This window comes from Methylibium sp. T29-B (assembly GCF_000576225.1).
In the GTDB taxonomy this organism is placed as follows: Bacteria; Pseudomonadota; Gammaproteobacteria; order Burkholderiales; family Burkholderiaceae_C; genus Methylibium; species Methylibium petroleiphilum.
The window spans coordinates 1-13027 of sequence record NZ_AZSN01000108.1 but is presented as its reverse complement, the minus strand read 5'-3'; the positions used below and the strand labels follow the sequence as shown (position 1 = coordinate 13027).

The window sequence follows — 13027 nt, the reverse complement described above, 5'->3', positions numbered from 1 at the left end:
CCGCCGGCCGCGCTGCCCGGGTTGCCGGTGACCGACCTCTCGGCGCTGCCGCTGGGCACCACGGAGGCCTGGCTGGCGCGCCGTCCGGACCTGATCGCCGCCGAACGCCAGCTTGCCGCCGCCACCGCCAACATCGGCGTCGCCAAGGCCGATCTCTATCCGCGCATCTCGCTGTCGGGCCTGCTGGGCCTGAATGCGGCCACGCTCGGTGACCTGGGCCGCAGCGAATCGGCGATCTACTCGCTGGGCGCGGGCCTGAGCTGGAGCGTGCTGGACTTCGGCCGGGTGCGCTCGCGCATCGCCGCCAGCGAGGCGCGAGCCCAGGCCAGCCTCGCGAGCTACGAGCAGACGGTGGCGACCGCGCTGGAGGAAACCGAAGGCGCGCTGACGCAGTTCACCCGCAACGCGCAGCGTGCCGAACGCCTGGACCGCGCCGCGCGCAGCGCCGAGGAGGCCGCCGGGCTGGCCCGGCTCCGCTACGACGCCGGCGTGACCGACTTCCTGGTGGTGCTGGACGCCGAGCGCGAGGTGCTCGCCAGCCGCGACCAGCTGGTGCAGGCCCAGGTGGCCACGGCCACCGCGCTGGTCAGCGTCTACCGCGCGCTGGGCGGCGGCTGGACCGCCCCGACCGATGCCGCCGCCGCGCCGGTGGCCGTCAGCAGCAACAACCCCCGCTGAAAACAACACGGCCTCGCCGGGTTCGCACCCTGGCGAGGCCGTGAGCCCCGCCCATGGGCGGGCGCAGGCCGGTCATCCGACGCTTCAGGCCGCGCGCTTGCGCTCCTCCGGGTAGACCAGCGAGAGCAGCTGACCCGGGATGGTGGCCACCTGCTCGGCGTTGAGCGAGTAGTCGAGCGTGAGCCGCATGTACTCGTAGCTCTTGAGCACGCGCGAGCGGATCAGCGACACGCCGCGCTGCGTCGGGTCGGTGCCCATGATCGAGCAGATGATCTCGAGCGCTTCCCAGGGATGGGTGTCGTCGTACTTGGCATGCAGCTTGAGCCACTTCATGGCCTTGGCGCGCACCTCGAGCGGGAAGCTCTGCTCGTACACGTCGGACGAGCAGACCAGCGCCGACCAGTCGCCGGTCACGCCCTCGATCGAGTAGTTGGTGGCGGCCATCGCGGCGGCCAGGGTGTCGCGTTCACAGGTGTGCCAGCACCAGTGCGACAGCGCGTGCGTCTCGGTCGGCACCTCGCCGTACAGCAGCTCGTCGCGGCTCACGCCGCTGGCGACGGCCCATTCGACCCAGTGGTCGGCATGGTTCTGCTCGACGCGGATGTTGCGGATCAGGTAGCGGCGCGCCAGGTCGTGACCGCGGGCCCGGCCGTACTGCAGCTTCAGCAGGTTCTGCGCCATGTACTGCGGGAACTGCTCGATCACCGGCCACACGCCGACCAGGAAGGTGCTGATCTGGTTGGCGTCGAGCTCGTTGTCGCGCATGCGATGGAAGAGCTCGTGCGAGGCCACGCGTTCGCGCGTCTCGGCGCAGCTCTCGACCAGGTCTTGCGCCCACGCCGGATAGCTGCGGATGTCGGTCAGCTCCCCTTCCCGAATGAAGTCATCGCTCACGAATACGCTCCTCGTCTCTGGTTACATTGAACGGCACGGGCATCTCGGTCGACGCGTGCCGACAGTCGCGACAATAAGCGAAAACTGTGACGCCGCGCGCATTGCGTCACACACGGATGCAACATCCGCGCCACACTCGCGACCCCTGTAAGGTCTTCGTATTCCCGGGGGATGCGCCTTGCGCCAGATCAGGCCCGCTCGAACTTGAACAGCGCCGTGCCGGCCATCAGGTTGGGCCAGCGCCGCACCGCGTGGCCGTTCTGCAGGCCGAAGCTGTCGAGCACGCGCAGGCCGTTCTTGCGAGCCAGCACCTCGAAGTCGGCGAAGGTGCCGACGCGGATGTTGGGCGTGTCGTACCACTGGTAGGGCAGCACCTTGGTCACCGGCATCCGGCCCCGCAGCACCGACACGCGATTGGGCCAGTGCGCGAAGTTCGGGAAGCTGACGATGCCGAGCCGGCCCACGCGCACCGTCTCGATCAGCATCGCCTCGGTGTTGCGAAGGTTCTGCAGCGTGTCGAGCTGCAGCACCACGTCGAAGGCCTGGTCGGCGAAGATGGCCAGCCCCTCGTCGAGGTTGCGCTGGATCACGTTGACGCCGCGCTGCACGCAGTCGTGCACCTTGGCGTCGTCGAGCTCGACGCCGTAGCCGGTGCAGCCGCGGGTGTCGCGCAGCAGCGCCAGCAGCGCGCCGTTGCCGCAGCCGAGGTCGAGCACGCGCGAGCCCTGCGGCACGAGCTGCGCGATCAGCTCCAGGTCCTTCCGCTCGCTCATGGCCTCCCCTCGTCTGGCGCACACGCCAACCGATCCCCCGAGGGGATGCGGGCCGGCTCGGGAGCGGCCCGGCGCTCGGCCCGCGGGGGACTCTGCATCGTCTCGTTCATACCGCGAACCCCTTGATCCCACCTGCCGGTGCCACGGCTTCGTCGGCGATGCGGGCGAAGTAGGCGCGCAGCACGTTGTGATAGCGCGCGTCGGTCATCAGGAAGGCGTCGTGGCCATGCGGTGCGTCGATCTCGGCGTAGCTCACGTCGCGCCGGTTGTCGACCAGGGCCTTGACGATCTCGCGCGAGCGCTCGGGCGAGAAGCGCCAGTCGGTGGTGAAGCTGACCACCAGGAACTTCGCCGTGGCGCCGGCGAGCGCACGGCTCAGGTCGCCGTCGAACTCGCGCGCCGGATCGAAGTAGTCGAGCGCGCGCGTGATCAGCAGGTAGGTGTTGGCGTCGAAGTAGTCGCTGAACTTGTCGCCCTGGTAGCGCAGGTAGCTCTCGATCTGGAACTCGATGTCCTGGGTGCTGTAGGCGAGCTCGGGGTTCAGTGTCTGGCGGCCGAACTTGCTCGCCATCACGTCGTCGCTGAGGTAGGTGATGTGGCCGACCATGCGCGCCACGCGCAGGCCGCGCTTGGGCACCACGCCGTGGGCGTAGAAGTGCCCGCCGTGGAAGTCGGGGTCGGTGACGATGGCGCGCCGGGCCACCTCGTTGAACGCGATGTTCTGGGCCGACAGGTTCGGCGCCGAGGCCACCACGATGGCGTGCCGCACACGCTGCGGGTAGCGCACGGTCCAGCTCATCGCCTGCATGCCGCCCAGGCTGCCGCCGATCACCGCGGCCAGTTGCTCGATGCCCAGCGCGTCGAGCAGCCGGGCCTGGGCGTCGACCCAGTCCTCGACGGTGACGACGGGGAAGTCCGCGCCGTAGGGCCGGCCGGTCTTCGGGTCAGTGGAGGCAGGCCCGGTGGAGCCGAAGCAGGAGCCCGGGTTGTTGACGCCGATGACGAAGAACCGGTCGGTGTCCAGCGGCTTGCCAGGCCCGATCAGGTTGTCCCACCAGCCTTCGCTCTTGTCCTGGCCCTCGTAGCGACCGGCCACGTGGTGCGAGGCGTTGAGCGCATGGCACACCAGCACGGCATTGCTGCGCTCCGCATTCAGCGTGCCGTAGGTCTCGTAGACCAGCGTGCAGTCGTCGAGCACGGCACCGCTGCGCAGCGGCAGCGGCGCGTTCAGGCGCAGGGACTGTGGAGTGACGATGCCGACCGAAGCCATCCCGATATTCAACCCAAGAAAAAGACAACCCGGCGTCGCTGCGCTAGCGAGGCCGGGTGACGGTGGTGAACGGTCGAGGGCCCCTCTTTAGCTGCATTTGTTGAGCGCCCGCAATCCGGATCAAATCGGCGCTGTGAGCGGAAGTATAGCGAGCCCTCCGGTCGCGTCGAACAGCCCTAATCGCCACCCCACTGCGTGCTCGCCAGTGCCGCCGCCGCCGCGCGCGTCTCCACGCCGAGCTTCTCGAAGATGTGCTCGAGGTGCTTGTTCACGGTGCGGGGGCTCACGCCGAGGATGTCGCCGATGTCGCGGTTGGTCTTGCCCTTGGCCAGCCACGACAGCACTTCGGTCTCGCGCGGCGTCAGCGCCGCTGCGCTGAGCCGGGACGGCGAGGCGGCGCCGTCGCTGCCGTCGCCGCGCTGCGCCTCCAGCAGCCACATCGTCTCGCCCATGCCGGCCGGCCCCAGGCTGCGCAGCGTCAGGCGCTGCGGCGCGAGCGGGCCGGGCATCTGGAACACGCGCTCGGTGCCGGCCTCGGCCGGCGCGATCACGTCGCCCGGACCGTCCGGGCCGCAGGCCGCGAGCCAGCGTTCGGCCTGCGGCGAGCGCCAGGCGATGCGGCCGTGCGCGTCGACCAGCAGCACGCCCAGCCCGGCCACGTCGACCGCCTCGCGCGCGAGCCGCGTGATGCGCGCATTGCGGGCGTGCGTGTGCAGCCGCGCCAGCACCTCGGGCGCACGGATCGGCTTGACCACGTAGTCGACCCCGCCGCACGCGAAGCCCTCGACCACGTGCGCGGTCTCCGACAGCCCGGTCATGAAGATCACCGGGATGTGCGTCAGCGCCGGGTCGGCCTTGAGGACGCGGCAGGTCTCGAAGCCCGACATCCCCGGCATCATCGCGTCGAGCAGGATCACGTCGGGCACCACCAGGCGCAGCCGCTGCAGCGCCGCCTCGCCGTCGCGCGCGATCAGCACCGTGTAGCCGGCGTCCTCCAGCGTGTCGCACAGCATGCCCAGGCTGCTGGGCGCGTCGTCGACCACCAGCACCACCGGGCGCGCGGTCTCGGGCTGCGGCGGTTCAGGCCGGCTGTCCATCGGCGGCCTCCGTCAGACAGGCCTGCAGACCCTCGAGATCGAAGGCCGCGAGGCAGGCGCGCAGCCGCGCACAGGCCGCGGCATGCCGCGCATCGCTGGCCTCGATCGCGTCGAGCTGACGCCGCAGGCCGTGCACGTGGCCGATCTGCGCCAGCCGCAAGAGCTCGGTGCGCGCCTCGGCCGGCAGGCGGCGCAGGTCGGCCGGGGCCTCCGGCGGCAGTGGCGGCAGGGTCGACGCGTGCGCGGCGATCCACTCGATGCCGAGGTGGCGCTGCAGCGTCGCGATCAGTTCCGACTCGATCACCGGCTTGCCGATGAAGGCCTGGCATTGCGCGGCCAGCAGGCGCTCGGCTGGTTCTCGAACATGTTGGCCGAGACGATCAGGATCGGCAGCGTGTAGCCGGCGTCGCGCACCAGCCGCGCGGTCTGCCAGCCGTCGAGGTAGTCCATCGTGATGTCGAGCAGGATTGCGTCGGGCACCGCCTCGCGCAGGCTGTCGAGGCACTCGCTGCCGCTGGCCGCCTCGCGCAGCACGAAGCCCAGCGGCGCCAGCATGCCGGCCAGCATCTGGCGCTGCACCGGCTGGTCGTCCACCACCAGCAGCGTGCGCCTCGGACCCACGTAGCCGCCCACCTGGCGCGGCGCTTCGGCCTGCGGGCCGGGGTCGCTCACCTCGCGGAGGTAGAGCCGCACGCTGAAGGTGCTGCCGCGCCCGGGTGCGCTGACGAGTCCGAGCTCGCCGCCCATCAGCGAGGTGAGCAGCGCCGTGATGGTGAGGCCCAGGCCGGTGCCGGGCTCGCCACGCCGGCGCCCCGCCGCGCCGCGCTCGAAGGGCATGAAGATGCGCTGCTGGTCCTGCGGCGCGATGCCGATGCCGGTGTCCACCACGTCGAAGCGCACCACCTCGCGCCGGCAGTCGACGTGCAGCGTCACCGTGCCCTCGTCGGTGAAGCGCACCGCGTTGCTCAGCAGGTTGATCAGGATCTGCCGCAGCCGCTTGGCGTCGGCGTGCACCCACGCGGGCATGCGGCCGCTGTGCGTGTAGACGAAGGCCAGGCGCTTGGCCTGCGCCTGCGGCTGCACCATGCGCACCAGCTCGTCCAGGAAGGCCGGCAGCGGCAGCGCCGCCGGCTCCAGCCGCAACCGGCCAGCCTCGATGCGGGCCAGGTCGAGCAGGCCGTCGATCAGCCCCATCAGGTGCGCGCACCGTGCCGCCGCGCGAGCACGGCGGCAACTGCGACATCAAGGACCTGTCACGCGGCTCCAAGATCTACTTCCCGGTGTACGTGGACGGCGCCGGCCTCAGCGTGGGCGACCTGCACTTCAGCCAGGGCGACGGCGAGATCACCTTCTGCGGCGCGATCGAGATGGCCGGCTGGGTGCACATGAAGGTGAGCCTGATCAAGGGCGGCATGGCCAAGTACGGCATCAAGAACCCGATCTTCAAGCCCAGCCCGATCACGCCGCACTACAACGACTACATCATCTTCGAGGGCATCTCCGTCGACGAGCACGGCCAGCAGCACTACCTCGACGTCCACGTGGCCTACCGCCAGGCTTGCCTGAACGCCATCGAGTACCTGAAGAAGTTCGGCTACTCCGGCGCGCAGGCGCACTCCATCCTCGGCACGGCGCCGGTGCAGGGGCACATCAGCGGCGTGGTCGACATCCCGAACGCCTGCGCGACGCTGTGGCTGCCGACGCAGATCTTCGACTTCGACATCAACCCCAGCGCCGCCGGGCCGGTGAAGTACCTCGACGGCTCGATCGACATGCCGCTGTCGCCCGACCTCTGAGTCCCCCGAGGCCGCCGCCATGCCCACCTACGACTACGCCTGCCCCGCGTGCGGCGGCTTCGACGCCTTCCGCACGCTGTCCGCCCGCAACGAGCCGGCCACCTGCCCCGACTGCCAGCGCGAGTCGCCGCGCGTCTTCGTCAGCGCGCCACGGCTGGCGCTGATGGCCGGCAGCACCCGCAGCGCGATCGAGGTCAACGAGCGCGCGCGACATGAGCCGAAGAGCTCGCGCGACTACCAGCGCCTGCGGCACCCGTCGGGCTGCGGCTGCTGCTCCTCCGGCGCGTCCACGCGGCGCGGCGCCACGGTGACCGCGGCCAACGGCGCCAAGGCCTTCCCGAGCAAGCGGCCGTGGATGATCAGCCACTGACGGACACACCCTGCGACAGGCAGCGCGACCGGTTCGCGCAGAATCGCGACTGGCCGGCGCCCCGCGGGACGCCGGCGCACCGTCCGCGAGGAGCGAGCCAATGCGCAAGACCCCCGTCATCGCCGTTGCCTGATCGCCTGCGCGGCCGCCGTGACCGCAGAGGAACCATCCAAGGTGAAACAGGCCGCGAGCGCGACCGGCGAAGCCGTGTCGAACGCCGCGGTCAAGACCGGCGAAGCCATCGAGCGTGGCGCGAAGAAGACCGGCGCCGCGATCGAGCGCGGCGCGCACAAGGCCGGCGAAGCCATCGAGACCGGCGCCGAGGCCACCGGCCGCGCGGTCCGCAAGGGCGTGCGCAAGACCGGCGAGGTGATCGAGAGCGGCGGGCAGAAGCTCAAGTCGGTCGGCGGCTCGGGCGCGTCCTCGTCCTCGCCGTCCGACTGAGCGTCGCGACGGCTCAGCTGCAGGCCGCGTCGCCGCGGACGCAGCCGACCGACGCCCGCCCAGCGTCAGCCAGGTCAGCAGCAGCGCGCACAGCGCCGCGGCCGCCATGCCGGCCACCATCGGCCGCGCGCTGCCGTCGGCGAAGCCGCTCATCAGCGCGATCACCACGGCACCGAGCACCAGCTGCAGCGTGCCCATCAGCGCCGACGCGGCACCGGCGATCTCGCCGTGGTCGTCGAGCGCCATCACCGAGGTGGTGGGCACCACCAAGCCGAGGAAGCCGTAGCCGACGAGCATGACGACGATCATCACGTCGAGCCGGTCGATGCCGGCCAGGTTGAACGCCAGCAGCGCACCCAGCGACAGCGCGAAGCCCAGCACCGCCACCCGCACGATGCTCGCGAGGCCGAAGCGTGCCGTCAGCCGGCCGGCGAACTGCGACACGCCGATGAACGAGGCCGCGTTCACGCTGAACGCCAGGCTGTACTCGCGCGGCGTCAGCCCGTAGTGGCCGATGAAGACGAACGACGAGTTGGCCAGGAAGATGAAGAAGCTGGCCATGCCGAAGGCCCCGATCGCGGTGAGCCCCAGGAAATGCCGGTCGCGCAGCAGCAGCGCGAAGGCGCGCAGCGTGCTCGCCACATCGCTCTGTGTGCGCTGCGAGGCAGGCCGCGTCTCCTCCAGCGTCAGCGCCACCAGCAGCAGGCCCACCACGCCGATGCCGGTGACGGCCCAGAAGATCGCGCGCCAGCCGGCGGCGTCGATCACGAAGCTGCCGATCAGTGGCGCGAGGATGGGCGACACGCTGAACACCAGCAGCAGCAGCGACATCAGCCGCGTGGCCTCCACGCCGGTGTGCAGGTCGCGCACGATGGCGCGCGGCACCACGATCGGCGCGCCGCCGCCCAGGCCCTGCAGGAAACGGAAGGCGATCAGCCAACCGATGTCGGGCGCGAGCGCGCAGCCCACGCTGCCGACGATGAACAGCCCGATGCCGACGTACAGCGGCGGCTTGCGGCCGAACATGTCGGAGGCCGGGCCGTAGACCAGCTGGCTGATCGCGAACGACACGAAGAATGCCATCAGGCTCATCTGCACCGCGTGCACGTCGGCCTGCAGCGCGCTGCCGATAGCCGGCAGCGCGGGCAGGTACATGTCGATCGCGAACGGACCGATCGAGGACAGCAGGCCCAGCACCAGGGCCCTGCGCAGGAAAGTCGAATTCATCGGGGAAGGAAGAGGGGACGCGGGCAGCCGCCAGCGCCGAAGCCGCCGATCATCCCCGAATCGCGTGCGCGGCGTGCGCGCACGGGCAACGAGCGCACACGTCCGGCGCGCCCGCTTGACCGCCGTCAAGGACAGCCCCCGCCCGCGGCCCTAGCCTTCGGCGTTCCGATCCGCCTGCGTTCGCGCCACCCGCCTCCGATGCCTGCTGCCTGTCCCGACCTCGCGCCCCCGTCCGCCGCCCCGAGCGCCATCCCCCACCGCAAGCTGATCCGCGCCTGGCTGGCGCCGCTGGCCTCGCGCAGCACGGCCTACGCGCTCGCGCTGACGCTCGTCGACCTGCTGCTGCTGGGCGCCGCACTGACCGCCACCGTGGCGTTCGAGACGCTGCCGATGAAGCTGCTGGCCGGCATGGCGGCCGGCTTCGTGATCGGCCGCCTGTTCATCCTCGGCCACGACGCCTGCCACCAGAGCCTCACGCCGCACCGTCGGCTGAACCGCTGGCTCGGCCGCCTGGTGTTCCTGCCCTCGCTCACGCCCTACAGCCTGTGGGAGGTGGGGCACAACGTGGTGCACCACGCTACACCAACCTGAAGGGCTTCGACTTCGTCTGGGAGCCGCGCACGCTCGAGGCCTACCGCGCGCTGCCGCGCTGGCGGCGCAGGCTCGAGCGCGTGTACCGCAGCGGCTGGGCACCCTGGCTCTACTACCTGGTGGAGATCTGGTGGAACCGGCTGCTGTTCCCGAACCGGCGCACCATGCCGACGCGGCGCGCGGCATTCTTCTGGGACGGCGTGCTGGTGGTCGCGGGCGCGGCGGCATGGATCGCCGGCCTGGTGGCGGCCGCGGCGGCCACCGGCCAGTCGGCCACGTTGCTGGTGCTGACGGGCTTCGTGCTGCCCTTCGTGTTCTGGAACGGCATGATCGGCTTCGTGGTCTACGTGCACCACACGCACACCGGCGTGGCGTGGTACGAGGACAAGCGGCGCTGGGCGGACGCCCAGCCCTTCGTGTCCACCACGGTGCACCTGACCTTCCGCTCCTTCATGGGCAGCGCGCTGCACCACATCATGGAGCACACCGCGCACCACGTGGACATGAGCGTGCCGCTGTACCGGCTGAAGCGGGCACAGAAGCTGTTGGAGGAGCGACTCGCGGGGCACATCGTCGTGCAGCCGTTCTCGTGGCGCTGGTACGCCGACACCGCGCGGCGCTGCAAGCTCTACGACTTCGAGGCGGGTTGCTGGACCGACTTTTCGGGTCGCCGGACCAGCACGCCGTTGGCTGCGGGGTGAAGCGTTTGCGTTGCGCGTCGTCGATGTGTGGGGTGGCAGAGGCCATCGAGTGGCCGACACAAATGTGAGCTGCGACGGCGAACACCCATGACGGTGGTGGATCAGGCCGGTGGGGCGCTCTGCGAAGCGAAGTAGAGGAGGAGCCGCCCGGCCTGCAGGGGCGGGCGGCGGGGGACATGAGCGCACCAGAGCGCCCCGCCGGCCTGATCTCGCGCCAGACGCGCACCCATCTCGTCTGTTCGAACGCAACCGCCTATCAAACCGGAAACTGCGTCGTCGACAGCACCTGCTTGAGCACCATGAACGAGCGGATCTGCCGCACGCCCGGCAGGTGCAGCAGCTGCTCGGCATGCAGGCGATTGAAGCTGTCGTTGTCGCGCGTGCGCACCAGCATGAAGTAGTCGAACTCGCCGGTCACCACGTGGCACTCCATGCAGCCCGACACCCGGGCGGCGGCCTTCTCGAAGTCGGCGAAGGAATCGGGTGTGGAGCGGTCCAGCACCACGCCGATCATCACCAGCATGCCGGCATCCAGCGCGGCCGGGTTCAGCAGCGCGACGATGCCCTTGATCAGCCCCGCCTGCTTGAGCCGCTCGACGCGGCGCAGGCAGGCCGGCGCGCTGAGGTTCACCTTCGCGGCCAGCGCCACGTTCGACACCGAAGCGTCGCGCTGCAGCGCGCGCAGGATGGCCTTGTCGGTGCGGTCCAGGCTCGCCGGGGGCGGTGGTGTCGTCGCACGAGAGGGCGCGACACGTTGACGAACTTTTGTTGCGCACATTTTTTATTTCGAGCAATTCAAAGCTTAATTCAGGCCGGTCGGCCTTTCTATGCTGCGCAATAACGGACTTCTTTGCAACCCTGGTTTCAGGCAATTTTCCTAAGATGACGACCATCGTCTTCGCCCTCGCAGGAACCCCGCCATGAACCTCCAGCGCTTCCCTCGCCATCCGCTCACCTTCGGGCCCACGCCCATCCAGCCGCTCAAGCGCCTGAGTGCGCACCTCGGCGGCCAGGTCGAGCTCTACGCCAAGCGCGAGGACTGCAACAGCGGCCTCGCCTTCGGCGGCAACAAGACCCGCAAGCTCGAGTACCTGATCCCCGAGGCGCTGGCGCAGGGCTGCGACACGCTGGTGTCGATCGGCGGCATCCAGTCCAACCAGACGCGCCAGGTCGCCGCGGTGGCGGCCCACCTCGGCATGAAGTGCGTGCTGGTGCAGGAGAACTGGGTCAACTACGCCGACGCGGTGTACGACCGCGTCGGCAACATCGAGATGTCACGCATCCTCGGCGCCGACGTGCGGCTCGACGCCGCTGGCTTCGACATCGGCATCCGCCCGAGCTGGGAGCAGGCGATGGCCGACGTGCGGGCCGCTGGCGGCAAGCCCTTCCCCATTCCCGCCGGCTGCTCCGAGCACCGGCTCGGCGGCCTGGGCTTCGTCGGCTTCGCCGAGGAGGTGCGGGCGCAGGAGGCCGAGCTCGGCTTCAAGTTCGACTACATCGTGGTCTGCTCGGTGACCGGCAGCACGCAGGCCGGCATGGTGGTGGGCTTCGCGGCCGACGGCCGGGCCGAGCGCGTGATCGGCATCGACGCCTCGGCCAAGCCCGAGCAGACCCACGCGCAGATCCTGCGCATCGCGCAGAACACGGCCGAGCTGGTGGGCCTGGGCCGCGAGATCACCGCGCAGGACGTGGTGCTCGACACCCGCTACGGCGGCCCCGAGTACGGCCTGCCGAGCGAGGGCACGCTCGACGCCATCCGCCTGTGCGCACGCCAGGAAGGCATGCTCACCGACCCGGTGTACGAGGGCAAGTCGATGCAGGGCATGATCGACAAGGTGAGGCGCGGCGAGTTCCCCGCCGGCTCCAGGGTGCTGTACGCCCACCTCGGCGGCGTGCCGGCGCTCAACGCCTACAGCTTTCTGTTCCGCAACGGCTGAGGCGGCGCCGCGGCTAGCGCGGCAGCTGCGGCGGCGGCAACAGGCGGTCGAGCTTGTCGTCCACCTCGCCTACGTAGGCCGACAGCGTGCGGGTGGACTCGGCGAGCTGCTCCTGCAGCTGGCGCTCCAGCTGTTCGATGCGCGCACCCAGCTCGCGCGTGGTGGCGGCGCCCTGCGCCTCCATCCGGCGCAGCTCGCCGTCGAGGAAGGCGCGCAGCTCGGTGAAGCGCGAGGCCTCGGCGGTGTCGGCCAGCTCGCGGTGCGACTTGAGTTCCTTCGCGGTGCGGCGGGCTTCCATGATCACGCCGGCCTGCTGGAACACGATGTAGACCAGGAACAGCGCCACCAGCACGCCGCTGGCCGCCAGCAGGATCAGGCCGAGCGGCGCGTTCACCTCGGCGAAGCCCAGGGTCAGCGCGGTCGGCGCCGTGATCGCGGGCCAGTTGAGCAGGGCGAACAGCCCCAGCGCGGCCACGGCCGCGGCAATCGCCAGTGCGCGAAGGTTCATCGATGCGGCTCCTCGGTGCATGTCGGGGGGCCGACCATACACCGAGGCCGCCCCGGCGCGGCTCAGGCCTCGACGATCACCTGGAAGCCGCCGAAGATCATGCGCTGGGCGTCGAAGGGGCATTGGTCCATGCCATCCTTCAAGCGCGGATCGGCCATGGACTTCTCCATGCCGCTGTCGCGCGTCTGGCGGTCGGGCCAGGTGATCCACGAGAACACCACGGTCTCGTCGTCCTTGCGCTTCACCGCCATCGGAAACGACGTGAGCTTGCCTTCCGGCACGTCGTCGCCCCAGCACTCCACCACGCTCAGCGCGCCGTGGTCCTTGAACACCTCCGAAGCCTTCCGGGCGATCTGGGTGTAGGCCTCGCGCTGGGCGGTGGGCACGGCCAACACGAATCCATCGACATAGTTCATCGCGCTTCTCCTGCTCGAGTGGGTGATAGGGGCACGACGATCGAGCGCCCCCGGAATCGACAGCGTGCGACGGACGCTTGCATCCGATGGCGAAGCGCCGGTCCGAGGCTTCAGCCTACGCCGGCCGCAATGCCCGACCCGTCGGGTGCGACATGCGCCTACGATCGGCCGCGGCAATACACAGGAACACAGGAGACCCCCGTGGAGACCGACCCGCACCCCGCCGACCGCAGCCCCCCGGGCACGATCGCCCGCCTCGCGGCCGGCACGCTGGACGCCGCCACGCTGGCGGACGACACGCTGGCCCGCATCGACGCGCACGAGG

The 13027-nt window shown here is 70.3% G+C and carries 10 protein-coding genes and 4 pseudogenes; 5 read left to right on the top strand and 9 right to left on the bottom strand.

The genetic code is table 11. The features are described from left to right. The coding region (locus Y694_RS15420) for a TolC family protein (protein ID WP_036234036.1) at window positions 1-678 on the top strand (678 nt) is incomplete at its 5' end. Window positions 679-762: 84 nt separating this feature from the next. Here the strand turns inward: Y694_RS15420 and Y694_RS15415 are convergent. The 5 genes and pseudogenes from Y694_RS15415 to Y694_RS15395 all read right to left on the bottom strand — a co-directional run. Next, the gene (locus tag Y694_RS15415; RefSeq protein WP_036234030.1) at window positions 763-1572 is read right to left on the bottom strand and encodes a TenA family transcriptional regulator; all 810 of its coding nucleotides are present in this window, start codon (window positions 1570-1572) and stop codon (window positions 763-765) included. 188 nt (window positions 1573-1760) lie between these two features. Next, complete coding sequence (metW, locus tag Y694_RS15410; RefSeq protein ID WP_011831156.1) at window positions 1761-2345, bottom strand: methionine biosynthesis protein MetW; 585 nt, start codon at window positions 2343-2345, stop codon at window positions 1761-1763. Between the two features lie 106 nt (window positions 2346-2451). Beyond that, window positions 2452-3615 carry a homoserine O-acetyltransferase gene (locus tag Y694_RS15405; protein ID WP_036234029.1) on the bottom strand — a complete coding sequence of 388 codons (1164 nt, stop codon included), beginning with the start codon at window positions 3613-3615 and terminating at the stop codon, window positions 2452-2454. 176 nt (window positions 3616-3791) lie between these two features. Beyond that, on the bottom strand, window positions 3792-4712 hold the full coding sequence (locus Y694_RS15400) for a response regulator transcription factor (protein WP_036234028.1): 921 nt from the start codon (window positions 4710-4712) through the stop codon (window positions 3792-3794). Continuing rightward, window positions 4696-5912, bottom strand: a pseudogene (locus tag Y694_RS15395) (ATP-binding protein); the annotation flags it as partial. The gene Y694_RS15400 and the pseudogene Y694_RS15395, both read right to left, overlap by 17 nt. On the opposite strand from Y694_RS15395, the pseudogene Y694_RS15390 reads away from it, so the two are divergent. Beyond that, a pseudogene (locus Y694_RS15390) lies at window positions 5840-6508 on the top strand (acetamidase/formamidase family protein); the annotation flags it as partial. The pseudogenes Y694_RS15395 and Y694_RS15390 overlap by 73 nt on opposite strands. Before the next feature lie 19 nt (window positions 6509-6527). Beyond that, window positions 6528-6878 carry a zinc ribbon domain-containing protein gene (locus Y694_RS23575; RefSeq protein ID WP_011831166.1) on the top strand — a complete coding sequence of 117 codons (351 nt, stop codon included), beginning with the start codon at window positions 6528-6530 and terminating at the stop codon, window positions 6876-6878. 462 nt (window positions 6879-7340) lie between these two features. Here Y694_RS23575 and Y694_RS15380 read toward each other — a convergent pair. After that, window positions 7341-8549, bottom strand: a pseudogene (locus tag Y694_RS15380) (multidrug effflux MFS transporter); the annotation flags it as partial. A gap of 198 nt (window positions 8550-8747) precedes the next feature. On the opposite strand from Y694_RS15380, the pseudogene Y694_RS15375 reads away from it, so the two are divergent. Beyond that, window positions 8748-9841 (top strand): annotated as a pseudogene (locus tag Y694_RS15375) (fatty acid desaturase). 256 nt (window positions 9842-10097) lie between these two features. Here Y694_RS15375 and Y694_RS15370 read toward each other — a convergent pair. After that, window positions 10098-10619, bottom strand: a complete 522-nt coding sequence (locus Y694_RS15370) for an Lrp/AsnC family transcriptional regulator (RefSeq protein WP_036234027.1) — start codon at window positions 10617-10619, stop codon at window positions 10098-10100. A gap of 142 nt (window positions 10620-10761) precedes the next feature. On the opposite strand from Y694_RS15370, the gene Y694_RS15365 reads away from it, so the two are divergent. Continuing rightward, window positions 10762-11778, top strand: coding sequence for a 1-aminocyclopropane-1-carboxylate deaminase (locus tag Y694_RS15365; RefSeq protein WP_036234026.1), 1017 nt, complete (start codon window positions 10762-10764; stop codon window positions 11776-11778). A gap of 13 nt (window positions 11779-11791) precedes the next feature. Here Y694_RS15365 and Y694_RS15360 read toward each other — a convergent pair whose 3' ends face one another. Both Y694_RS15360 and Y694_RS15355 read right to left on the bottom strand, forming a co-directional pair. Continuing rightward, window positions 11792-12286 (bottom strand): LapA family protein, encoded by a 495-nt coding sequence (locus tag Y694_RS15360; protein ID WP_036234025.1) that lies wholly within the window; start codon window positions 12284-12286, stop codon window positions 11792-11794. 62 nt (window positions 12287-12348) lie between these two features. Beyond that, window positions 12349-12702, bottom strand: coding sequence for a DUF1428 domain-containing protein (locus tag Y694_RS15355; protein ID WP_036234024.1), 354 nt, complete (start codon window positions 12700-12702; stop codon window positions 12349-12351). Between the last annotated feature and the right edge of the window lie 325 nt (window positions 12703-13027).